The sequence below is a fragment of the Bacillus sp. 165 genome (genome assembly GCF_017742235.1).
Classification (GTDB): Bacteria; Bacillota; Bacilli; order Bacillales; family Bacillaceae_G; genus JAGHKQ01.
This window is the reverse complement of sequence record NZ_JAGHKQ010000001.1, coordinates 592,469-614,043: the sequence shown is the minus strand read 5'-3', so window position 1 is coordinate 614,043 and position 21,575 is coordinate 592,469. Positions and strand designations below refer to the sequence as shown.

At 37.4% G+C, this 21,575-nt stretch carries 23 protein-coding genes; 7 read left to right on the top strand and 16 right to left on the bottom strand.

Annotated features, from left to right (window positions below; genetic code table 11):
• Positions 1-19 precede the first annotated feature (19 nt).
• From J7Q84_RS03175 to J7Q84_RS03150, 6 genes are all read right to left on the bottom strand, one after another.
• The gene (locus tag J7Q84_RS03175) at positions 20-415 is read right to left on the bottom strand and encodes a spore germination protein GerPE (protein ID WP_209092929.1); all 396 of its coding nucleotides are present in this window, start codon (positions 413-415) and stop codon (positions 20-22) included.
• Between the two features lie 30 nt (positions 416-445).
• Entirely contained in the window at positions 446-643 is a 198-nt protein-coding gene (locus J7Q84_RS03170; protein WP_209093109.1) for a spore gernimation protein GerPD, read from the bottom strand.
• A gap of 3 nt (positions 644-646) precedes the next feature.
• The gene (gerPC, locus tag J7Q84_RS03165; RefSeq protein ID WP_280635547.1) at positions 647-1,261 is read right to left on the bottom strand and encodes a spore germination protein GerPC; all 615 of its coding nucleotides are present in this window, start codon (positions 1,259-1,261) and stop codon (positions 647-649) included.
• Positions 1,262-1,300: 39 nt separating this feature from the next.
• Positions 1,301-1,507 (bottom strand): spore germination protein GerPB, encoded by a 207-nt coding sequence (locus tag J7Q84_RS03160; RefSeq protein ID WP_209092928.1) that lies wholly within the window; start codon positions 1,505-1,507, stop codon positions 1,301-1,303.
• 16 nt (positions 1,508-1,523) lie between these two features.
• On the bottom strand, positions 1,524-1,745 hold the full coding sequence (locus J7Q84_RS03155) for a spore germination protein (protein ID WP_209092927.1): 222 nt from the start codon (positions 1,743-1,745) through the stop codon (positions 1,524-1,526).
• Between the two features lie 123 nt (positions 1,746-1,868).
• On the bottom strand, positions 1,869-2,036 hold the full coding sequence (locus J7Q84_RS03150; protein WP_209092926.1) for an aspartyl-phosphate phosphatase Spo0E family protein: 168 nt from the start codon (positions 2,034-2,036) through the stop codon (positions 1,869-1,871).
• Positions 2,037-2,327: 291 nt separating this feature from the next.
• On the opposite strand from J7Q84_RS03150, the gene J7Q84_RS03145 reads away from it, so the two are divergent.
• A complete protein-coding gene (locus J7Q84_RS03145; protein ID WP_209092925.1) occupies positions 2,328-3,227 on the top strand; it encodes a fumarylacetoacetate hydrolase family protein in 900 nt (299 codons plus the stop codon).
• A gap of 157 nt (positions 3,228-3,384) precedes the next feature.
• On the top strand, positions 3,385-3,750 hold the full coding sequence (locus J7Q84_RS03140; protein WP_209092924.1) for a YisL family protein: 366 nt from the start codon (positions 3,385-3,387) through the stop codon (positions 3,748-3,750).
• A gap of 39 nt (positions 3,751-3,789) precedes the next feature.
• Here the strand turns inward: J7Q84_RS03140 and J7Q84_RS03135 are convergent, their stop codons facing one another.
• Positions 3,790-4,350 carry a DUF2777 family protein gene (locus tag J7Q84_RS03135; RefSeq protein WP_209092923.1) on the bottom strand — a complete coding sequence of 187 codons (561 nt, stop codon included), beginning with the start codon at positions 4,348-4,350 and terminating at the stop codon, positions 3,790-3,792.
• A 135-nt stretch (positions 4,351-4,485) separates the two neighbouring features.
• On the opposite strand from J7Q84_RS03135, the gene asnB reads away from it, so the two are divergent.
• The 4 genes from asnB (at position 4,486) to J7Q84_RS03115 (ending at position 10,638) form a co-directional block, all read left to right on the top strand.
• Positions 4,486-6,333 carry an asparagine synthase (glutamine-hydrolyzing) gene (gene asnB / locus J7Q84_RS03130; protein ID WP_209093107.1) on the top strand — a complete coding sequence of 616 codons (1,848 nt, stop codon included), beginning with the start codon at positions 4,486-4,488 and terminating at the stop codon, positions 6,331-6,333.
• A gap of 494 nt (positions 6,334-6,827) precedes the next feature.
• Positions 6,828-8,327 carry a phytoene desaturase family protein gene (locus tag J7Q84_RS03125; RefSeq protein ID WP_209092922.1) on the top strand — a complete coding sequence of 500 codons (1,500 nt, stop codon included), beginning with the start codon at positions 6,828-6,830 and terminating at the stop codon, positions 8,325-8,327.
• Positions 8,324-9,784 (top strand): phytoene desaturase family protein, encoded by a 1,461-nt coding sequence (locus J7Q84_RS03120; RefSeq protein ID WP_209092921.1) that lies wholly within the window; start codon positions 8,324-8,326, stop codon positions 9,782-9,784. Before J7Q84_RS03125 ends, J7Q84_RS03120 begins: the two co-directional genes overlap by 4 nt.
• Positions 9,781-10,638, top strand: a complete 858-nt coding sequence (locus J7Q84_RS03115; RefSeq protein WP_209092920.1) for a phytoene/squalene synthase family protein — start codon at positions 9,781-9,783, stop codon at positions 10,636-10,638. Before J7Q84_RS03120 ends, J7Q84_RS03115 begins: the two co-directional genes overlap by 4 nt.
• On the opposite strand, the gene J7Q84_RS03110 is transcribed toward J7Q84_RS03115, so the two are convergent.
• The 8 genes from J7Q84_RS03110 to J7Q84_RS03075 all read right to left on the bottom strand — a co-directional run bounded on the left by J7Q84_RS03110 (position 10,631) and on the right by J7Q84_RS03075 (position 18,508).
• Positions 10,631-12,112 carry a phytoene desaturase family protein gene (locus J7Q84_RS03110; RefSeq protein WP_209092919.1) on the bottom strand — a complete coding sequence of 494 codons (1,482 nt, stop codon included), beginning with the start codon at positions 12,110-12,112 and terminating at the stop codon, positions 10,631-10,633. The genes J7Q84_RS03115 and J7Q84_RS03110 overlap by 8 nt on opposite strands.
• Entirely contained in the window at positions 12,109-13,221 is a 1,113-nt protein-coding gene (locus J7Q84_RS03105; protein ID WP_247739035.1) for a glycosyltransferase family 2 protein, read from the bottom strand. The genes J7Q84_RS03110 and J7Q84_RS03105 overlap by 4 nt, the downstream gene beginning before the upstream one ends.
• A complete protein-coding gene (locus tag J7Q84_RS03100; RefSeq protein WP_209092918.1) occupies positions 13,218-13,901 on the bottom strand; it encodes a lysophospholipid acyltransferase family protein in 684 nt (227 codons plus the stop codon). Before J7Q84_RS03100 ends, J7Q84_RS03105 begins: the two co-directional genes overlap by 4 nt.
• On the bottom strand, positions 13,898-14,656 hold the full coding sequence (locus tag J7Q84_RS03095; protein ID WP_209092917.1) for a carotenoid biosynthesis protein: 759 nt from the start codon (positions 14,654-14,656) through the stop codon (positions 13,898-13,900). Before J7Q84_RS03095 ends, J7Q84_RS03100 begins: the two co-directional genes overlap by 4 nt.
• 224 nt (positions 14,657-14,880) lie before the next feature.
• Positions 14,881-15,246 carry a P-II family nitrogen regulator gene (locus J7Q84_RS03090; RefSeq protein ID WP_209092916.1) on the bottom strand — a complete coding sequence of 122 codons (366 nt, stop codon included), beginning with the start codon at positions 15,244-15,246 and terminating at the stop codon, positions 14,881-14,883.
• Between the two features lie 15 nt (positions 15,247-15,261).
• Positions 15,262-16,485 carry an ammonium transporter gene (locus J7Q84_RS03085; RefSeq protein ID WP_209093105.1) on the bottom strand — a complete coding sequence of 408 codons (1,224 nt, stop codon included), beginning with the start codon at positions 16,483-16,485 and terminating at the stop codon, positions 15,262-15,264.
• 389 nt (positions 16,486-16,874) lie between these two features.
• Positions 16,875-17,030 carry a DUF1540 domain-containing protein gene (locus J7Q84_RS03080; protein WP_209092915.1) on the bottom strand — a complete coding sequence of 52 codons (156 nt, stop codon included), beginning with the start codon at positions 17,028-17,030 and terminating at the stop codon, positions 16,875-16,877.
• Positions 17,031-17,152: 122 nt separating this feature from the next.
• Positions 17,153-18,508: an MATE family efflux transporter gene (locus tag J7Q84_RS03075; RefSeq protein WP_209092914.1), complete on the bottom strand. Its 1,356-nt coding sequence runs from the start codon at positions 18,506-18,508 to the stop codon at positions 17,153-17,155.
• A gap of 225 nt (positions 18,509-18,733) precedes the next feature.
• Between J7Q84_RS03075 and J7Q84_RS03070 the strand changes: the two genes are divergently transcribed.
• Positions 18,734-19,615 (top strand): AraC family transcriptional regulator, encoded by an 882-nt coding sequence (locus J7Q84_RS03070; RefSeq protein WP_209092913.1) that lies wholly within the window; start codon positions 18,734-18,736, stop codon positions 19,613-19,615.
• A 120-nt stretch (positions 19,616-19,735) separates the two neighbouring features.
• Here J7Q84_RS03070 and J7Q84_RS03065 read toward each other — a convergent pair whose 3' ends face one another.
• Entirely contained in the window at positions 19,736-21,496 is a 1,761-nt protein-coding gene (locus tag J7Q84_RS03065) for an alpha amylase N-terminal ig-like domain-containing protein (protein ID WP_209092912.1), read from the bottom strand.
• Positions 21,497-21,575: the final 79 nt, after the last annotated feature.

The window sequence follows — 21,575 nt, the reverse complement described above, 5'->3', positions numbered from 1 at the left end:
TTTTATTTAGATGGTGTTACTATATGCTCGGTTCAGAGAAAGGTTCTTCCTCAATGTAGTGACGAATTTGCAGAATACGAGCATTTGCATAAACATTATCTGTAGAACCGATATGCAAAATGCCTGAATTTCCAAAGGATACAATTTCCACAGATTTTACGCAAATAAAAGGGACTTCGTGTACTTGATGCATACGTATATCCTGTTCTCGCTTCAATATAGAGATCTCTGTATCAAGAAACAGGCTGTATTTTGCAAAATGTCCTTCCTTTGCATCGTAAATGGGAAGTTCACGCTGTACGGCAATAGCTCGAGCTCGAGTTTGAATTTGATTGGAATCTCCTATTTGGAGAACGCTAGCAAAACCCATAGAGCGTATGTCTACGCGATTGACAACGGAAAAGCGTCGAAACAAGGCGGCTCTCTCCTTTATTTTTAAGTAGCATTATCCTGTTGGTGCTGTAGGCACATCAAGTACAAGAGGTACGAAAGGTCCTTTTGCTAAGGATTCAGGGGGTGTATCTAAAATGGAGGTCAAAATGAATGTATGAGCATCTCCAACAAGAACTAAAGCGGAGGAGGATACACCCGTACACTGAATGTTACCTACATTCAGTTCGCGATTAACCACAGTAAAGTTCAGAAATTACCACTCCTTTCGAACGTTATGCGGTAAATGTTGAATAAAGGCAAGGAATGCTTTATCAATATCCTGTTTCATTGTTTGGATTATAATTTCTTTCATATATTTGGGGTTAGAAGTTATTTCTGGATAAGGTTCTACTTGTGACATATAGTACGGGATACGATGCTCCATTTGTTTCTTTATATCATCAATCATCATTTGCCGATACATTTCATCAAGCGGTGTACGTTGTTCGTTTTCAAGTTGGATAATACGGCCATATGCTTCTTCATTCAAATATCGATCCATTTCTTGGATGATATCTTGATAAAAGTCAGGAGAGAGCTGAGCTTCAGGTTCTACCTTTAACTTTTCTTCTTCTATCACAAGGTCTTCTATAGGATTAGGGGTGAATGGGTTTAAGCCTATATTCAATGTACCGTTTAAGTTTTCCACTTTGAGCTGATCGAACTTATACTCGACCTTTCCAATGGAGGTCGGCGGATTTTTTCTCATAGCTTCAACTTCTTCTGATAGTTGTAGAATAGTTGCTTCAAGGTCTGCTATTTTCTGCTGCTGTTCTTGCAAGACAGCTTGAAGCTGCTGAAGATAAGGGAACAGGTCTTGGTTCATCATAGCAACCTCCATGCATAATAGGGAGGGAAGTCACTATGGCTAGGAGCCATTACTTCCAAACGAAGTAGAAATAATTTGTCCTTTTGCCTCTAAAGGTCGTGCTTCCTCAGTATAATCTCCCGTATTTGTAAACTTAGACAATGCTTTGATGCTTCCTACACTTCCGATTTGAAAGACGGAAGACGTAGTCACGCTTCCAACTTTTAAACTGTGGATGATGATACTTTGATTAACGTACAGCTTCAAACAGACACCTCCTGAGCTACAAAGATCCGATAGTTGGTTGATCTATTACATCTGAGTCATTGACGCTTGTGGTGTTCTGATAATTATAAACTGCAATATTTTGACCTACGTTAAATGAGCCTGCACCTGCGAAGGTACGAGCATAACTCAAGGGCTGAATCGAGAAAACATCACCTATATGAAATACGGCGCTGCTTCCAATATTGATAATGCTTACACTTCCTACGATGGCAGGCATGATGCAAAACACCTTTCAGATAAAATTTAAATCTTATTGTTATTGTATGGGTGTTTGCCCAAAAATGTGTATAAAATCTGAAAAATCTATAATAAAAAGCGCATACTCGCTACAGAGCATGCGCTAAACATTTTTATTTTCTAAATGATCGTGTAATTTCCAAAGTAATAAAATGTTTAATAACCTGTCCAACTCTTGACTGCAAGTTACTGTTTGTTTAGCGGTCATACCATAACGTGCAGCTAGATATTTCATTTTTGCTCGTTTTTTTTCAATGGCTAATTCAAACATAGTCTTTGCTCCATCTCCTTATTATTTTCGAGAAGACAACCTATTACCATTTTTGCTCCAATTTATTTAACTATATTATACAGAAATATCATAAAAAAGAAATGCTTTCGATAAAAGTAGTAAAAATGTTACAGCGTTTTACAAATAACTCAAATCCGAAAGGTTTTTGTGGTATTTTAGTATACGATTTTGTAGTAGAATGTCAACACTGTGACAATTTTAGAGGAATTTTTTATGCAAGGTGCGAATTAAATGTAGGATGATGTTAATTACAGCATGGAGAGTGGAGAGATGAGATTCATAACTGCTAAAAGGCAAGAAAAGGTATTTGTCGGCGTTATAGAGGAAACATTGACTACTGTATTGAATTTAAGAGAAGCCCAAAAGGAGATGGCAGGAAAAGTGTCATTGCCTATAACGATGCTAGAGTGCATTGAAGCGGGAGAAGCTTTTCTTTCGCAAGTGAATGAAGTGATAGGCTGGGCAAATGAACAGCAGAATCTCGCTAGTCGCTATCTCCTTGATGATGTCAAATTGATGGCTCCGATTCCAAGACCGCGAAAAAACATTCTTTGTGTGGGCAAGAATTATAGAGACCATGCTGTGGAGATGGGATCTGAGGATGTGCCGGAGAATATTTTATTTTTTACTAAAGCTCCGACAACGGTTATTGGACAAAATGATACAATTCAGTGTTACGAACATATAACAGAAGAGTTGGATTATGAAGGGGAACTAGCTGTTGTTATTGGAAGAAAAGGAAAAACAATTCGTCCTGAACAGGCAATGGATTATGTTTTTGGATATACGATATTGAATGATGTGACAGCTCGGGACATTCAAAGACGTCATAAACAGTTTTTTTTAGGAAAAAGCTTTGATACATTTTGTCCTATGGGGCCGTGCCTAGTTCATTCTTCTGCTATAGATGATGCTAGTTGTTTGAATATAGAAACAAAAGTGAACGGGGAGGTAAGGCAATTTTCTAACACTTCAAATATGGTGTTTAGTCTAGAGGATATTATTTCTGCTGCCAGTCAGGGGATGACTCTGGAACCTGGGGATATTATTGCAACGGGGACGCCTGCAGGGGTAGGAAAGGGGTTTAAACCACCGCGCTTTTTACGAAAGGGAGACCGGATTGAGATTACAATCGATAACATTGGAACATTGGAAAATGCAGTGAAATAAGATAACATATTCATTATGAATGGCTTTTTGATATGCAAAATAGCAGCGGTTTGTACTGTTCTTTATAACATGATTGATAATAAACCATATTATTTTTCTAAAACTCTTTGTACATGGTATTATAGAACTGATCGTACTTTTTAGAGGAGGAAGAAAAATGATTCACGCTCATATTACTGCTTGGTTAATTGGGATCATCTTATTTTTTGTTGCGGTTTCTATGTACAAAAATGGGAATAGCAAAGCGAAAATCGTTCATATGGTTCTACGCTTATTTTTTATTTTAATTGTACTATCGGGGGTTATGCTTTATATGTCATTAGAGCTGACATCTAGTATGCATATGTGGTACGGCATGAAAGCATTAGCTGGTATTCTAATAATAGGCTTCATGGAAATGGTATTGGTGCGTACTAAAAAAGAAAAGAACACTAAGGTATCTTGGTTTTTGTTTTTTGTTGCATTAGTGGCTGTTTTCTACTTAGGATTCAAGCTTCCGTTAAACATTCACATTTTCTCATAAAAAAAGAACTGCACTTCTCAGTGCAGTTCTTTTTTTTATTCACAATACAGCAATGCTGTATTTTTGTCCGTCTGTTCGCACAAACTCAAACTGGTCTCGCTGCCCGTTTTCGTCACGAACGAAATGATGATGCAGTGCACAAACTAAATCCAAGTTATCAAAGATGATAATATTGACACCTTGACAAGGGGTATTTTTGGGTTGGAACCCTAAAAAATTATGGCAAAATATGCAATCATATAGTGAATAATCCGATTGCTTTAACACGTTTGTTATTGCGGAAAAGGCGTTGTCAGACAGTAATTTGAGCCATTCTTCATAGGTAGGATGGAGCTTCTTTTTGACACGGATCATTTCTCCGTCTTGTAATGGATACAGCTCGTTGTCGACTTTAACAGCTTTATCTTCATAAAAGCGTGCTGGTAACCAGTTATTGTTATAGAGAATTTCAAAGTCATCCTCGATAATATCCCATAAAGAAAAAGCCTCATCGCTTTCCTCATCAAAAAAAATCCATTCTTCATTAATATATTCAATGTTTCCTAATGTATGGGCGCGAGGTTGTTCTCGAAATATATGATATCTGTTTTGTAACTCCATAAAGTTATCCTCCTTGTTGCATACTCTGTTTTTGGTATAGACAGTTTTGCTGCTTTTTAAACTTATAGACTGACACCACCCTGGTGTGATAGGCATACAATGAAAACAACTTTTGTTCTTGAAGGGATGATTTTTATGTGTGGAATTACAGGGTGGGTTGACTACACATGCAATTTAACTAATGAAACCGAAATAGTTGCTAAAATGACAGAAACATTATCAAAGCGGGGACCGGACGATACGAATATTTGGACTGTGACTCATGCGGCATTTGGTCATAAACGCTTGGCAGTTGTTGATTTAGAAGGTGGAAAGCAGCCGATGACGCGTAGTAAAGGCGCTGCTACTTATACAATTTGTTACAACGGTGAATTGTATAATACAGAGGATATTCGTAAAATTTTGCTGCAAAAGGGATATACGTTCCAAGGTCATTCAGATACAGAGGTATTATTAACAGCATATATTGAATGGGAAGAAGCGTGTTTAGAGCATTTAAATGGTATTTTTGCGTTTGCGGTATGGGATAGTGGAAAAGAAAAGTTGTTTATTGGCCGAGATCGATTAGGCGTAAAGCCGTTGTTTTTTAAAGAGGATTTCGGACGCTTGTTGTTTGGTTCAGAATTGAAGGCTATTTTGGCACATCCAAATGTAAAGGCAGAACTGACACGTGAAGGATTGGCAGAGGTATTTGGGCTAGGGCCATCTCGCTCGCCAGGGCACGGTGTGTTTGCTGGAGTACAAGAGTTGCGTCCTGGTCATGCATTGGTGTTTTCGAAGAGTGGATTAAAAGTATGGCGATATTGGAATGTAAAAAGTAATGTGCATACTGACAGCTTTGATGAAACTGTAGAAAAGGTAAGATTTTTATTAAGGGATGCTATTACAAGGCAGCTTGTATCGGATGTTCCGTTATGTACGTTCTTATCTGGTGGAGTAGATTCGAGTGCTATTACTGCATTTGCAGCTAAAGCCTATGAACATGAAGGAGTAGGGCCGCTTCATACGTATTCTATCGATTATGAGGATAATGATATATACTTCAAATCCAATGCATTTCAGCCAAATTCTGATGCACCGTATATTAATTTAATGTCTGAAACGTTCGGAACGATTCATCATCGCTGTATTATTCCAACAGAGGTGTTAGCTGAACACTTAACAGAAGCTACAATTGTAAGAGATTTGCCAGGGATGGCTGATGTTGATTCATCGCTGCTTTGGTTTTGTCGTGAAATAAAAAAAGATTTTGTAGTGAGTTTATCTGGTGAATGTGCTGATGAAATATTTGGTGGTTATCCTTGGTTTCATCGGCAAGAAGACTTGGCATCAGCAAGTTTTCCGTGGATGAGGTCGACGGAAGCTAGAGAAAATTTATTGAAAACGGAATGGAGAGAAAAACTGCAGCTTCGACAATATGTGCAACAGCGCTATGAGGAGACAGTAAAGGAAACACCAGTTCTTGATGGAGAAAGCTTGGTCGACGCTAAACGCCGTGAACTTTTCTATTTGAATCAGCTTTGGTTTATGACTACACTGTTAGACAGAAAAGATAGAATGAGTATGGGAGCAAGCTTAGAGGTGCGTGTACCATTTGCAGATCATCGTCTTGTAGAGTATATATGGAATGTTCCATGGGAAATGAAGATGTATAAAAACCGAGAAAAAGGATTGCTGCGCAAAGCACTAGAAGAAGTATTACCGAATGATGTACTTTACCGTAAAAAAAGTCCATATCCTAAAACGCATAATCCGTATTATACAAAAGCTGTAACAAAGTGGTTGAATCAATTATTGGAAGATAAAAATTCAATGTTACATGTCTTTTTTGATCGGCAGCAGCTGCAAGATTTAATTGCAACGGAAGGGAAGGCATTTGCTGTTCCTTGGTTCGGGCAGTTAATGACAGGACCACAGCTTTTGGCACATCTTGCTCAAATGCATGTATGGTTTGAAGCATATGGTATTAATATTAAGGAGTAGGGAAGCTTTTGACAACTGTTTGTAAAGATTAGTGTGTATTACAGCCTAGCGGATTTACCTTTATTTATAGAGTAATTTTTAAAAAAAGCGGACTGTGTCCGCTTTTTTTGGTTAAGAAAGCATAAAATTTTAAAATGTGTATTTCCTATTTTTACGTAGAGTATTGATGGATTTGAATAGTGTACAAAAATTGAAGAAGATTCCCCTGCTCAGTTTTTAATAGCCAGTATGTACCCTCTAATATGAAAAGCTATAGGAGAGGAAGTATTACAGAATGTAAATTACCTAAGGTTATAATGTTATCTTCAAGGTTGTTGTTTGTAAATAATTAACTATGTTTTAAGAGAATACGGTATGAGAATTCAAAGGTAATCATAATTTTGTAAGAAGGACAAGTTTAAATTCGTTGTTTTGTTTTTTGTAGTTTTATATAATGTTTGTATATGTTATGTACAATGTATTGTATAATACAAAAGAGAGTTGGGAGATAGAAGATGGCAAAACGGATTGTTGTTATAGGAGCGGGACCTGGTGGACTAGCAACTTCTATGCTGTTAGCCTCTAAAGGCTTTGAGGTAGATGTATATGAGAAACAATTATCTGTTGGCGGAAGAAACACAGCTTTGCATCTTGGGGAATATACATTCGACTTAGGGCCGACCTTTTTAAGCATGCCCCATCTTGTGAAAGAGCTCTTTGCATTGGTCAATCGTAAAACAGAAGACTACATGAATTTAAAAGAGTTAAAGGATATGTATGAACTCATTTTTGAAGATATTAAGCTGATGATGACACGAGATGAACACGAGATGAAAAAAAGAATTGCGGAGCGTTTTCCAGGAAATGAGACAGGCTATTCTTTATTTATGAAAGATAATGCTAAAAAATTGGAAGTGATGACTCCTATTTTACAGAATCCTATCGATAGGTTACAAGATTACTTGAGTTTGAGGGTTGTAAAAGCTCTACCTCATTTATCTTTATCTAAAAGCTTGTATGATGTGCTTTCTGGTTATTTTACAGATGAACGATTAAAGTTTGCTTTTACTTTTCAAGCAAAATATTTAGGCATGTCACCCTGGGAATGCCCAGGAGCGTTCTCTATTTTGTCTTATATGGAGCATGCATACGGTATTTTTCACCCTATTGGAGGGGTAAACCAGCTTCCGAAAGCAATGGCGAAAATTACAAAAGAGTATGGTGGTCGTATACATCTAGGAAAAGGGGTGAAAAAACTATTATTAAATGGAAAACGCGTGCAGGGGATCCTTCTTGAAAATGGTGAAGAGGTAATGGCAGATGAAGTAGTTATTAATGCGGATTTTGCGTATGCCATGAAGAATTTTCTCGATGAAGGTGTTTTAAAAAAATATAGCCGAGAAAAGCTAGAGAGAAAAAAGTACTCTTGTTCTACATTTATGATATATGCCGGAATTAATAAGCAATATGATTTGCCACATCATACAATAGTGTTTGCGAATGATTATAAAAAAAATGTCGAAGAAATTACAAAAAAAATGATACTTTCTGCTGATCCCTCCATTTATATTCAAAATGCTTCTGTGACAGACCATACTCTTGCGCCGAAAGGTAAATCAGCTTTGTATATATTAGCCCCCGTACCTAATAATATGAGCAATATCGATTGGGAAGATCACAAAAGTAAATTTCGTGATCTTGTGCTACGCATAATTGAAGAGAGAACAGATTTTAAAGATTTACGTGAGCATATTGAAATTGAAAAAATAGTAACGCCGAAAAATTGGGAAGAAGATATTTTTGTCTATAAAGGTGCTACATTTAATTTAGGTCACCAACTTTCACAGATGATGTATCTTCGCCCGCATAACCGGTTTGATGAACTTGAGAATTGTTGGCTTGTCGGAGGAGGAACTCACCCGGGAAGCGGGCTTCCTACTATTTTAGAGTCAGCCAAAATTACATCAAAGCTGATTAGAGAGAAATACAAAATGGAGGTGACAGGTAGTATATGAGAAATACAGGGATAGTTGGAGGAGGAATAGGCTCTTTAATTGCAGCACTATTATTATCGAAGCAAGGCATTAACGTCACAATCTTTGAGAAACAGCATAAGTTGGGGGGGCGCTTGTCCTTTGTAGAGAGAGATGGTTATCGGATTGATGAAGGACCGACTATTGTTTTGTTACCAAAGATAATAGAGGAGATACTTGAGAAGTCAGGAATAGATAGAGGGGATTATTCGTTGCTTTCTTGTGATCCCTTATACAAGATTCATTACAAAGATGGTTCTGCATATACGAAATATGCTGATCAAGCCAAACAGTTGGAAGAACTGCAAAGAGTATTTCCGGGTGAGCAAGAAGGTTATTTGAGATTTATGAAAGATATGAAATTACGTTTTTCTTTAGGGAAACCAATGTTTTTAGAAAAATCATTTATTCAAAAGCGGGATTTTTTTACTTATGAAAATATTAAAACGCTTTTAAAACTCAAAGTATACCAAACTACAAAAAAAATGATGAGCTCATATTTTCAAGATGAAAAACTGCAGGATGCATATTCACTTCAGACACTATATATTGGAGGAAATCCGAGTGAAACACCTGCGATATACAGTTTAGTATCGTACAGTGAACATGAATTTGGGATATGGTATATCAAAGGTGGCTATGCTGGCCTTGTGAGTATTTTAGAGAAGGAATTACGTAAAAGAAAGATTGAGATTTATTATGGGACTGAGGTAGAAAAGATAGAAGTACAAAAGGGGCGTGCTGAAGGGTTATGGGCGAATAATAAATTTTATTCGTTTGATACAATACTCGTGAATGGAGATTTTCCAAACATGCAGTCGCTCGTTGACACAGAAAGGACAAGAAACCCATATGTTCCTTCCTCTGGATGTGTATTACTTTATTTTGGTTTAAATAAAACCTACAAAGAGGCAGAGGTACACCAATTTTTCTTAAGTGGTAATATGGATAAACATATGCAGGAAATATTTATAACAAAAGAAGTGCCGACAGATCCTTCTTTTTATACATTTCATCCATCTCTAATTGATTCTTCACTGGCTCCTGCTGGAAAAGGAGTTTTATATACTTTGGTTCCTGTACCTTCAGGAGACCATATTGATTGGAAGAATGAAGCTAATTTTGTTGAAAGAATTATAGACAGTATACAAGAACGCGGGTTTCCTAATTTAAGAAATCATATCGAGTGGATGCGAGTTAAGACACCTAATGAAGCGATGACAGAAGGGCTGTATCAAGGTGGGAGCTTTGGGATTGCACCTATATTATTGCAATCAGGAGTGTTTCGTCCGCAGATAAAGCCGTTTGTAATAGAAAATGTATACGCAGCAGGAGCTTCTATCCATCCTGGTGGAGGTGTTCCAATCGTTATGTTAGGTGCAAATCTGGCGGTGGAAGCTATGCTGGAAGATCTTATACAAAGGAGTGGAACGCATTGATTTCTTTAGAAAAAGCGTACTATAAGTGTGAAGACATAATTAAGAAGAATTCTCAAACTTTTTATCAAGCATTTTCACTTCTTCCGAGGGAGAAGCGAAATGCTGTATGGGCTGTGTATGCGTTTTGTAGACGAGTAGATGATATTGTGGACGAAGGAGACAATGTGATTGAAGAGCTGGAACAATTTCACCGTGAGTTTGTAGCCTTCTTAGAAGGAAAAGCGGATAGAGAAGACTTTTTGTGGATTGCACTACAAGATGTATTTTCAAAGTTTGAATTGGAGACCAAGCCATTTTATGAGCTGATAGAAGGGCAAAGAATGGATGTAGTTAAGTATACGTATAGTACCTATGAAGAGTTGTTGCATTACAGCTACCATGTGGCAAGTACAGTAGGGTTAATTTTATTGCCGATTTTAGCTCCGGCAAAGGTAGAACATTTAAAACAAGGAGCCATTTCTCTTGGGCTAGCTATGCAAATTACGAATATTTTACGTGATATAGGCGAAGATCTAGAGCGCGGCCGTACCTACCTACCTGCACAGTTAATGAAAGCATACGGCTACACTGTGGAACACTTATGTACAGGAACTGTAAACGATTCATTTCTATCCCTTTGGGAGCATCTTGCTAAGGAAGCAGAGAATTTATATAATGAAGCATTTAAAACTATACATTTATATCCTCTAACCTCCCGAATTCCGGTAGAAGGGGCAGCTCGTTTATATCGGGCCATTTTGGATGAAATTCGTAGAAATCAGTATCGTGTGTTTGGTAGGAAGTATTTTGTGCCTGATGAGCAAAAGCAAGCTATCTTATCTATGTTGAATAAAACAAAGAAGGAAGTTATTTAGTTTCCTTCTTTGTTTTTATTATATGATTTGCTACATTTAATCCACTTATAGTTACCATAGGAGAGCCTCCTCCAGGGTGGGTCGTTCCTCCTGCAAAATATAAATTGTGGATATCTTTTGCTATATTAGAAGGACGTAAGAAGGCGTTCATCCGATGGTTTGCAGAAATACCATATAAAGCACCTTTGAATGCTCCGAACTTCTCTTCAATATCAAGTGGAGAAATAACCTTTTCTACTGCAAGATGGGGATTGATAGATATTCCATATGTCTCTAGTTTCTTATATACAAGCTCTTTATAGTCTTCCAGTCCATCATGTGCCTCAGCATTTTTGGTAGAAGGAGCATTCACGAGAATAAAGAGATTATCCCCGCTTGGAGCTACAGTAGGGTCTGTGTAAGAAGAATTACAAATATAAATGGTAGGGTCCGTTGAATAACATTTATTTGTAAATAAATCACGGAACTCCTGCTCATAATTATTTGAAAAGAAAACATTATGATGAAGTAAGCCTTGGTGTCGTTTTTTTAATCCTGCTAATATCACAAATGCAGAGATAGAAGGTTCATATCCTTCTATTTTTTGATTTGTAAAATGGGGTCGTTCTTTTTCAAGTACTAAATGAGGATAAGCCTTCAGTAAATCAGCATTCATTATAATAAAGTCTGCATTGACTGTTTCTCCTGAATTTAAAATAATCTTGTTAATCTTTCTGTCCTTAACCTCAAGTTTCGTTACTTGCGTACTCGGGTAGAGTTTGACCCCTAATTTCCTCGCTAAGCGAACAAAGCTTTTTGCAATATTAGAGTTGCCTCCTTTTACATAATATACTCCGTGTATCAGCTCTAAATACGCAATCATCGCAAAGGTTGCCGGTGTTTGATAAGGAGATGAGCCGATGTAAGTAGCATATCGATTAAATGCTTGAAGAATATGTTTATGCTGAAAGTAACGTTGAAAAAAGTGATCCAATGTTTCAAGTGGACGTACTCGAAGAAATGCTGCTCCTAAAGAAGGAGAAAGATAATCCTTCCATGATGTAAACATACGGGGCAGAAAATAGCGTGCTGATAAATGGTATAATCGCTCAATCTCTGCTAAAAAGGAAGGGTAATTGTGCAGTCCTTTCGTATCAATCATTTTCAATTGTGCTTTCATAATTTGCTGAGAAGTTGAGAAGTCAAACGAAGTACCATCAGGAAAGAAATTTCTCGTATGCGAAGCAAGCTTTATAAGCTGAAAATAGTCATCAGCTTTCTCGCCGGTTTGTTCAATAACATGCTGAAACACATGCGGCATCGTAATTGTGTTAGGACCAAAATCGAAATAATAATCATTTAATTGGATAGGCATAAGTTTTCCGCCGAAATGTTCATTTTTTTCAAATACACTTACTGAAAACCCGTTATACTGTAATGTGATAGCAGCGGCCAATCCTCCTAGGCCACCTCCGATTACAACTACTTCCTTCATAAGTAAGTCCGTCCTTTCCAATGATAGTTTTTCTTTTGCAAAGCAAGTTTCATAGAATGAATCATTATAACAATGAGTGATAAAATAGAAAGAGGAAGTGTTACAAACAACCATTTTTGCTGTTTTGTACACCAATCGATATATAAGCGCTGCAACCATAAGAGTAAAATAGGCAGCAATCCTGTCATACCATAGTGAAAATCTAAGACAATAAGTATGAACGGCCAAACATAAAAAATAAGGTAAAATGCCGTTAATCCTATTACAAGGGGCACAGATCGGCCTAATCCAATAAAAATGTTTTTTGTGAAGCCACTCCATACTTCTTTATTAGTTTCGTACATATAACATGAAACATGGGAAGTAATGTTAGCTAAAATAACATGATGTCCGTTAGCTTTCATCTTACGGGCAATATGAACATCTTCTACTAGAGAGGATTTAACAGACTTATGTCCTTCGATTGAAAAATAGGCATTTCTTTCAAAAAGCATAAATGCTCCGTGAGCTGCAGTCGTATGTATACGCGATGTATAGTTTGCAAGCATAATAGGAAGGTGAAAATATACTATAAAATGCTGCATAGGAACAAGAAGTTTTGCGAGCCAAGGTGTAACTGGAAAATGGGGGAATCCGGTTAGCAGTTTTGCTCCTCGTTTTTGTAACAAAGCAAGAGCGGTTTCTACCGTATCTTCTTGTATCTGAACATCGGCGTCTAAAAATAAAAAGTAGTCTCCAGCTGCTTGTTGACTTAATTGATGACAGGCATGTACTTTACCAACCCAGCCTTTTGGCAGGATGTTACCTTTGATTATCCGGAAACGGTTGTCACTGCCAATAGCTTGGGTTAGTAAGGAAAAAGTATTGTCTGTTGACTGGTCATCAAGAATAATACATTCAAAGTTAGGGTAACTGAGCTTTTGAATATTCGTAATAAATGCAGAGACATTCCGTTCTTCGTTTCGCATAGGAACAAGAATAGAGGTAAATGGAGTACAACACTTACGATGCTCGACATTCGTAAATTTAGGAAGAAACATAGAGTTCAAGATTGTCCAAAGCAAAAATAAAAGCGATGTAGCTGAAAGGGTAGTTAGTATCATAATCATGTATTCCACCTCCATTCTTTAAGTGGAACAAAGGCATTTAGCTGTTCCGTCACAACTAGTGTCTTTAAGGAATTTAACTGATTTGTAAAAAGCTCTTCAGTATACTTAGTCTTGTCCCTACGTGTAGTACCTGCAAGCTGGTTATAAAACAAAGGTTCGCCAAAAGCAATGTATAGATCAGGCTTTTGATGATGACCGAATGAATAGTAGTAAGAAACCGGAACAATAGGAATGTCCAAGTTGTTTTCGATTATATAAACGAATCCTGGTAAAAAGCTGAGCGGACGAATTTCTAAATGTTTTTCATCCCCTTGTGGAAACAGCCATATACTTTCTTTTTGCTGGAGGCGTTCACAAGCATAGTGTAAGGAGTGTATAATGTCTTTTGGGTTGCTTCGGTTAATTGTAAAAGCACCTAAATATCGGAAAAAAGGAAAGCGTTTCATACCGCTTTCATGCATCATAAAGCAGCCGGAGTTATCAAATACATAACGGTTTAAATGAATACTGATAATTCCGTCCCACCATGAACTGTGATTCATTATAAATAATGCTGGTGAGGGGGGGCGCTCAAGTGAATGTTTTAAAACTAAAATACGATGAAATCTGTGCTTTAGTAAAAAAGTGTTATATTGGTGAAAGCCAAATTGAAGCCACCGTATTTTTTGTGCTGGAATCATCTGTTCACTCTCCTTTGCCGAAAGTAATAGATCAGTATCGGTAAGTTGTAAAGAGATGTAATACAAACGGCTAGATACAGTTTAGCAATGAAAGCTAGCAGAATAAACATAAAGATAACAAGAATATAAAGAACAATCATTTTTGTATGCCAAGCAGAATCTTCTTGATGCCAGTACTTTTGTAAGTAGAAATAAATGAATAGATGAAGAAAGGCGGCAACGAAAAACCACCCCAAAAAGTTTTGTATGGGGATATTATAGTAAGGGCCTGTTTTTTCCCATATCCAATATTGTTTAGCCACAAATGCTACCGGATCGATAATTAAATCCATCCCCACTGCAATAACTCCTCCCAAAAAAATATATATAATGCTACTTCTATTTTGCATCATACGTTTTATCAAAGCATGAGAGGTGCTAATAACGATTAGCCAAGCAAAGCCAATGGTGATAGGTATTCCTAGAATCTGTGGACCGAAATCAGATTGATAAAAGTATTTTCCGAAAATCCATCCATATGTAGTCCCTGTATACTCAGCGATCATGGAAGCAAGAAAAATGATTGCTGAAACAATCCCTCCTTGTAATACCCCATAGGATTTGCACCAATATATTGCTCCCAGTGTGCCGGAGAGGATTAAAAATACAGCATTTGCCCACTCTAGCCATGGTGGGAGAATATTAAGGCTCAATAAAATAACACCACACGCGTACCAAATTAAAAAGAAACGAAATACATAGTTTTCCCAATTCATAAAAGTATCACCTATTTGTATTATATGTTTATTTATAGTGGATTTTCAATTTTTGTATAACTTTTTTAGATGAAATATATAAGAAATTATCGGATGTGTGAAAGACTAGGAGTTACCTATATCATATTTGTCAGTTGTGGTAATATTCGAAATTTGTAAAAAGGATAGGTGGATGTGTATATTTTCTTTCTATAAAAAAACTGTGGAGAGGGATTCCACAGTTTTTATGGCGTATCATTTTGTAAGGCGTCGCAGCCTTCTTCGCCTGTACGAATTTTTATTGCATTCGTAATTTCGTATATGAAAATTTTTCCGTCACCTGGTTTTCCGGTGTTTAATACTTTTCTTGCTGTATCAATAACTGATTGGACCGGTACTTTGCAAACTACAATTTCTACCTTGATACGTTCGTGCATATTGATTTTTCGTTTCATACCTCGATAGACTTCGGTAAATCCTTTTTGAAACCCGCAGCCAAGAACATTGGAAACTGTAATGCCGCTCACTCCGATTTTGGCGAGCTCCTCTTTTAGATTTTCAAATCTTTCTGGACGTGTAATGATTTCAATTTTTGTCAATTTGTCGCTCATACACTCACCCTCTTCCTATACACTCTCATGATATGCTTTTTCGCCGTGCATTGTAATATCAAGTCCAATTGCTTCTTCCTCTTCATTTGCACGTACTTGAGTAAATAATCCGATGACTTTCACAATTAAAAATGTTCCAAGTGCTGCGAAAGCATAGGTGGCAAGAATTGCAATGCATTGCTTTCCGAGTAATGCAGCACCTCCGTAAAATAAGCCGTCTGCTCCTCCGCTGTTTACAGATGTTGTAGCGAATAGCCCTGTAGCGATTCCGCCCCATGTTCCGCCGATACCGTGGCATCCAAAAGCATCTAGTGCATCATCGTAGCCGAGTTTTTTCTTTAAATAAAAGACGGACAAGAAGCAGATGGCTCCGCCAATCAACCCAATCACAAGAGAGGATAGAGGAGTGACAAATCCACAAGCAGGAGTAATGGCGACTAAACCGGAAATGGCTCCGCTTACGGCACCGAGAACAGTTGGTTTTTTGTTGATAATCCATTCGCATACAACCCAAGAGATTGCTGCCATGGCTGCTGCTGTATTTGTATTGATAAAGGCTGTCAATGCAACGTCATTGAGGGTAAGAGCACTTCCGACATTAAATCCAAACCAGCCAAACCAAAGTAGACCTGCTCCTAGGACGGTAAATGGGAGATGATGAGGAGCGGAGGAGTGAACATCTTTTCTTTTTCCGAGCATGATTGCAAGTACGAGTCCTGATACACCTGAGGTAATGTGAACAACGTTGCCGCCTGCAAAATCGAGCGCTCCAAGTTCACGAAGCCAGCCGCCAACACCCCAAACCCAATGTGCTACTGGATCATATACAAATGTTGTCCATAATACTATGAAGAGAAGAAATGCTGAAAATCTCATTCTCTCTGCAAATGCACCAGAAATTAGGGCTGGTGTTAAAACCGCGAACATTAATTGAAACATCATAAATAAATTATGGGGAAGAGCGGTGCTGTAGTCTGCGTTTGGAGTAAATGTTACATCTTTCAGACCAATCCAATCTAATCCGCCGATCAGTCCGTTCCAATCGGGGCCGAACGCTAATGAATATCCAATTAAAATCCATTGAATAGATACAATTGCCATAGCTCCATAACTATGCATAGTGGTGCTTAACACATTTTTGCTTTTTACCATTCCGCCGTAAAATAAAGCCAAACCAGGGGTCATCAGCATCACCATAACAGTTGCTAAGAAAATAAAGACCGTATCTCCAATGTTGATTCCTTCCATATATAATTCCTCCATTCTCGTTTTCTACTAAACTTAACTTTTCCGTTTTCCTAACACCGGCGCCTAATGTTAGATTATGTTACATGAGTTGTTATATTTAATATCATATTCAATTTATATTCAATTATCAATAGAATTTTCAGAAAAAATAAACAAATTTATATATAAAAAAAGCCTATTTTTATTGTAAGCGTTAACAAGTATTATTTGTTCTTACATGGATCGATTTTGTATTTATTTGTATAAAAATAAACGAGGTGAAAAGGAATGAAGTTTATGCTTTGGAGAAATTTTCATGGGATATATGAATAATAATGATAATTATTATCGATAATAGTAATGAAAAAAGACAGCCGTCCACGCTGTCCTTTTCATTATTCTTATATTTCTGCTTCAAATGTTTTACAGTCCGTTTCTTCGCTTTCAGATGCTTGCTTGCCCTTGTGGCTGACCACGTAAATTTGGTCTGCGGAACATTTATTTCCCTGTGCCCAAAACTTGCAATTGTTTACCTCGCATAATACGTCTAGTGCCATTGTTATACACCTCCTCAGTCAGTAGTTTTGACTTTTTTTGAGGTGTGTATACTTTGTGAGAAATAATTGATTATATCAAGTGTTTCACTTTTGTATTTAATAATTTTTCTTTCTTCACTATTCTAAGCAGGCTGAGAGGAAGTGACGAAAGATTTTGTTTCCCATATACGTGAACGCCATCGCCATAGCATCAGCAATCCCCGTAGCCATTCGTCTGCGATAAAGGCAATCCAAACGCCGATAAGACCAAGGTCAAAATGAATACCCAAAATGTATGCGATAGGAATACTGACTCCCCACATGGATAAAATCCCCATATATACAGGGAATTTTACATCTCCTGCTGCACGAAGCGATCCGATGATAATTAAATTAAATGCACGTCCTGGTTCAAGAATAATAGTGAGTAAAATCAATGCAGCACCTGTTTGAATAATATCAGTATTATTTGTGAATATGCCCATTAGCTGTCTGCTGAATAGTGAAAATAACGCAGCCATCAAAATGGAAATAAGGATTGAAATCTTTAGTGCTTGGAGACAGCTTTTAAATGCTTTCTCGTAACGTTTTGCTCCGACAAGCTGCCCGATGATGATTTGTTCTCCTTGACTGACAGCTACACTGAATAGAAAAATAAACATAGTAATGTTTTGTGCGTACACTTTTGTAGTCAATGCCTGTGTACCAATCATAGTGATAAACATGGTTATAATCATTTGGGAAGCGTTATAAGATAAATTTTCCCCAGCTGCAGGAATACCGATTTTTAATAAATTGCGAAGATGGTGTTTGGGAAAGAGTCCGCCTTTTATTGATTTAAATGGATTACCAATTCGTCGCATAAGTAAATAGACTATGATAATTAATCCGATGGTTCTGCTTATTGTAGTCGACATCGCAACCCCAGATTCTCCTAAAACCGGCATGCCAAACGGACCGAAAATTACAAAGTAGTTTCCAATTACATTCAATACATTCATGGTGATAGTAACTATCATCGTATCACGGGTAAAGCCATAACTGCGCAAAATCGCGCCGACTGTCATGATAAATGCTTGGATGAAAGAAAAACCTCCTACGATTTTCATGAAGCTTTCCGCACGTGGAAGCAAATCGGCATCTAACCCCATTGCTTTTAGGAGTGGGGCGGAAAATAAAAAAATAAAGAAACTGACAACTATACCAAATACGGCATTAGCTGCTAAGGATACAGCTGACACCTCCATAGCACGTAATTTGTCTTTAGCTCCAAGATGTTGAGCAACGAGAATAGCGGTGCCAGCTGTAATAAAGCCAAACATAACAATAATGATATTTAATACTTGATTCGCAACTCCAACTGCAGCAACGGAATTATCTGAATACTGACTTAACATCAATGTATCTGCATTGCCCATTAGCATATATAGTAGTACCTCTATAAAGATAGGCCAAGTTAAAGTGAACAAAGATAATTTCTGATTTTTTTCTTTATTCATAAGACAACTCCTTTGTAAAAACCGACTTCTAAACCATACTTAGTTTACATAGTAATTGCTATAATAAAAAGAGAATGAAACGAAGAAAATAGGATAAAATCGACTTTTGATTTTTTTAATAAAACCATTAATTGCATACAGGAAATCTAAAAGCATCAAGGATTTAACGAGAGATAAAAGGGGAAAAACATGTATTGGTAAAAGGCTTACATTATAGGAGAAAACATGAAGACTTTATTATTTCAAATTCCTCCGTTTCCGACTTTTATTAAGGTGGGTAAGGGAACATTTGGGAAAGGAAAAAAACATTTTCGGCGGATTTATACAGTATTTGATTTTTTATATGTACAAAAAGGAACGTTGTTTATGAATGAAGATGGAAAGGAGTTTGAAATTAGAGAGGGAGAATATATTATTCTTTCCCCGGGACATGAGCATTTTGGATACAGACCTTGTGAAGAGAGTACAGATTATTACTGGTGTCACTTTTTAGCTCACGCCCCTTATTTCCTAACAGACGAAAAAGAAATACAGTGGAATGATGTGCTTGTTGCAGAAGAAACATTTACAGAGCCTGCCCAGTTTTTAATGCAAATACCACAAAGCGGAAGTTTACAAAACAAAGACTTAGGAGAACGGATGCTAGAGGACTTGACCAGTGCAAATGACCATGCGTTAATCGAGAATAAATTGCAGCAGCAACTGCACTTTCATAAATTCCTTCTTTTTCTGCAAAAAGAGGCTCTTGCCATTCCTAGCGCTGCGGAAAAGGTGAGTGAACAAGCAATTGCTTATATTCTCGAGCATTACAGAGAAGAAATGAAAATAACAGATATTGCTGAAAGGCTTCATTATCACGCGGACTATATTACGCGGTGTATGCAAAAAACCATGGGGATGGGACCGCTGCAATATTTAAATGAAGTCCGATTGGCTTCTGCAAAAAAATACTTGTCATCTACCAATGAGAAAATAAAAAAAATTGCGAAACAAGTAGGGATCCATGATGAAACATATTTTTCTCGGCTGTTCCGTAAAAAAGAAGGGATGAGTCCACAAGAATATAGAAGAATGCTGCAAAGAGAGGGCATTAGATCACCTGATTAAGAAAGAAACGAAATGGCATTTCTTTTTATTTGGAGACAAGGTATGGTGAAAAAAGAGACATGGGGGTAGGAGGAAGCTTGCTTTAAAAAAAGGAGCACAGATTGCTCTGTGCTCCTTTTTTTAAAAGGATAGAACTATAAATCCATGTGCATCTAGCACTAAATCTACATTCGCTGTTTCATGTGCAAATTCTTCTCCAGTTAATAGGTTTGTTACGGTTTTTCCTTTTAAGTCATAAGGGATATCAACCGTAATACTCTTATCTGAATTGTTAAAAGTGAATAGAAGGGTAGTATCTGCAAATGTTTTTGCATACATAACGTAATTTAATTCATCATTTGCGCGAATGAATTGAAATGCCCCTTTGTTTCCGAATGCTGGGTTTTCTTTTCGTAGTCGAATGAGTTGAGAAATGAAGCTGTGTAACTCACCGTCTTGTTGTTTCTCCTCCCAAATCATGCATTCTCGGCATCCGGGATCCATTCCGCCTGACATGCCAATTTCATCTCCGTAGTAAATACATGGTGAACCTGGTGATGAGAGTAGAAATGTGAATAATTGCTTCACTTTTGCTTTGTTCTCCCCGCATACTGTTAAAATTCGAGGAGTGTCGTGACTGCCTAACAGATTGAATGCTACTTCGGTTGCGTTTTCTTGGTACATAAGAAGAGCATCTGTTGTTTTATGGGCAAACTCTTCAGCTCCGAGGGCTTCTTGTGCGAAAAATTGAATTGCTGCACTTGTATATGGGTAGTTCATCACGGCATCGAATTGATCTCCTTGCAGCCAAGGCATAGAATCATGCCAAATTTCCCCTAAAATGTATACGTCAGGGTTAATTGCTTTTACTTCATTGCGGAATTCCCGCCAGAAGTCATGCGAAACTTCATTTGCTACGTCCAATCTCCATCCATCAATCTCAAATTCACGAACCCAATAGCGGCCAACCTCCAATAAATACTCTCTTAATTCGGGATGAGAAGTATTAAGCTTTGGCATCATATGAGTGAAAGCGAATGTATCATAGTTTGGTGCTGGCTCTGTTTTTACAGGGAAGTCCCACATATAGAACCAATCTTTGTACTTAGAACTTTCTCCGTTCTTCAAGACATCTTGAAACTGCGGGAAATAGAATCCGCTGTGATTGAATACCGCATCTAACATCACTTTAATACCCTTTTGGTGACACAACTGCACTAACTTTTTGAATGTTTCCTTTGTGCCAAATTGCGGGTCGATTTCCATATAATCAATAGTATCGTACTTATGATTAGAGGTTGCTTTAAAAATCGGTGTGAAATAAAGTCCTGTTACTCCTAGATTTACAAGATAGTCAAGATGTTCAATGACACCTTCAAAATCACCCCCAAAGAAATTTGTTGGTGTAGGAGCTTCGCTTCTCCAAGGTAGAGTGCCTTCAGGGTTATTTGCAGGGTTTCCATTAGCAAAGCGCTCTGGAAAAATTTGATACCATACAGTATCCCTTACCCAAGCTGGTGGAGTGAATACATCTTCTTCATTTAAGTAAGGAAAGCAAAAATACGGTGCAGTGTCATTTGTTATAGGTTCTGAATAAAACCCTTTTTCAGCATAAATTATAGTTTCATGGTTATCTTGTACTTCGAATCCGTAGCGGAGACGGCGGAAATCGGGCTGAATAGCTACAAACCAGTAGTCAAATAATTCTGTTGTCCCTATTTTTGTCATTGGAGCTGTTTCATATTGCCAATTACCATTGGTGAATTGATAAGGATCCCCATAGATTAGGTGTGCTTCGTTTACATCATTTTTCTTGGTGCGCAAGCGAATATGTAATGTTTGTTTGTCATACGCATAAGCATAGTTGTTTTTCGGGCGATGATAAATAGCTTCCTTCAGCACTGATTAGACCTCCTAATTTTTAAATGGCAATCGTTTGCCTTCTTTATTCTTTAGGTTATTATTTATATTAAGTAAAGTC

Excerpts from the sequence above, each read along its gene's own strand:
- J7Q84_RS03110 (WP_209092919.1), bottom strand. The coding sequence starts at position 12,112 with ATGAAGGAAGTAGTTGTAATCGGAGGTGGCCTAGGAGGATTGGCCGCT.
- J7Q84_RS03150 (WP_209092926.1), bottom strand. The coding sequence starts at position 2,036 with ATGTTTGAATTAGCCATTGAAAAAAAACGAGCAAAAATGAAATATCTA.
- J7Q84_RS03080 (WP_209092915.1), bottom strand. The coding sequence starts at position 17,030 with ATGGCACTAGACGTATTATGCGAGGTAAACAATTGCAAGTTTTGGGCA.
- J7Q84_RS03100 (WP_209092918.1), bottom strand. The coding sequence starts at position 13,901 with ATGATTCCAGCACAAAAAATACGGTGGCTTCAATTTGGCTTTCACCAA.
- J7Q84_RS03070 (WP_209092913.1), top strand. The coding sequence starts at position 18,734 with ATGAAGACTTTATTATTTCAAATTCCTCCGTTTCCGACTTTTATTAAG.
- J7Q84_RS03090 (WP_209092916.1), bottom strand. The coding sequence starts at position 15,246 with ATGAGCGACAAATTGACAAAAATTGAAATCATTACACGTCCAGAAAGA.
- J7Q84_RS03105 (WP_247739035.1), bottom strand. The coding sequence starts at position 13,221 with ATGATTATGATACTAACTACCCTTTCAGCTACATCGCTTTTATTTTTG.
- gerPC (WP_280635547.1), bottom strand. The coding sequence starts at position 1,261 with ATGATGAACCAAGACCTGTTCCCTTATCTTCAGCAGCTTCAAGCTGTC.
- J7Q84_RS03120 (WP_209092921.1), top strand. The coding sequence starts at position 8,324 with ATGAGAAATACAGGGATAGTTGGAGGAGGAATAGGCTCTTTAATTGCA.
- J7Q84_RS03135 (WP_209092923.1), bottom strand. The coding sequence starts at position 4,350 with ATGGAGTTACAAAACAGATATCATATATTTCGAGAACAACCTCGCGCC.
- J7Q84_RS03125 (WP_209092922.1), top strand. The coding sequence starts at position 6,828 with ATGGCAAAACGGATTGTTGTTATAGGAGCGGGACCTGGTGGACTAGCA.
- J7Q84_RS03145 (WP_209092925.1), top strand. The coding sequence starts at position 2,328 with ATGAGATTCATAACTGCTAAAAGGCAAGAAAAGGTATTTGTCGGCGTT.
- J7Q84_RS03095 (WP_209092917.1), bottom strand. The coding sequence starts at position 14,656 with ATGAATTGGGAAAACTATGTATTTCGTTTCTTTTTAATTTGGTACGCG.
- J7Q84_RS03155 (WP_209092927.1), bottom strand. The coding sequence starts at position 1,745 with ATGCCTGCCATCGTAGGAAGTGTAAGCATTATCAATATTGGAAGCAGC.
- J7Q84_RS03075 (WP_209092914.1), bottom strand. The coding sequence starts at position 18,508 with ATGAATAAAGAAAAAAATCAGAAATTATCTTTGTTCACTTTAACTTGG.
- asnB (WP_209093107.1), top strand. The coding sequence starts at position 4,486 with ATGTGTGGAATTACAGGGTGGGTTGACTACACATGCAATTTAACTAAT.
- J7Q84_RS03140 (WP_209092924.1), top strand. The coding sequence starts at position 3,385 with ATGATTCACGCTCATATTACTGCTTGGTTAATTGGGATCATCTTATTT.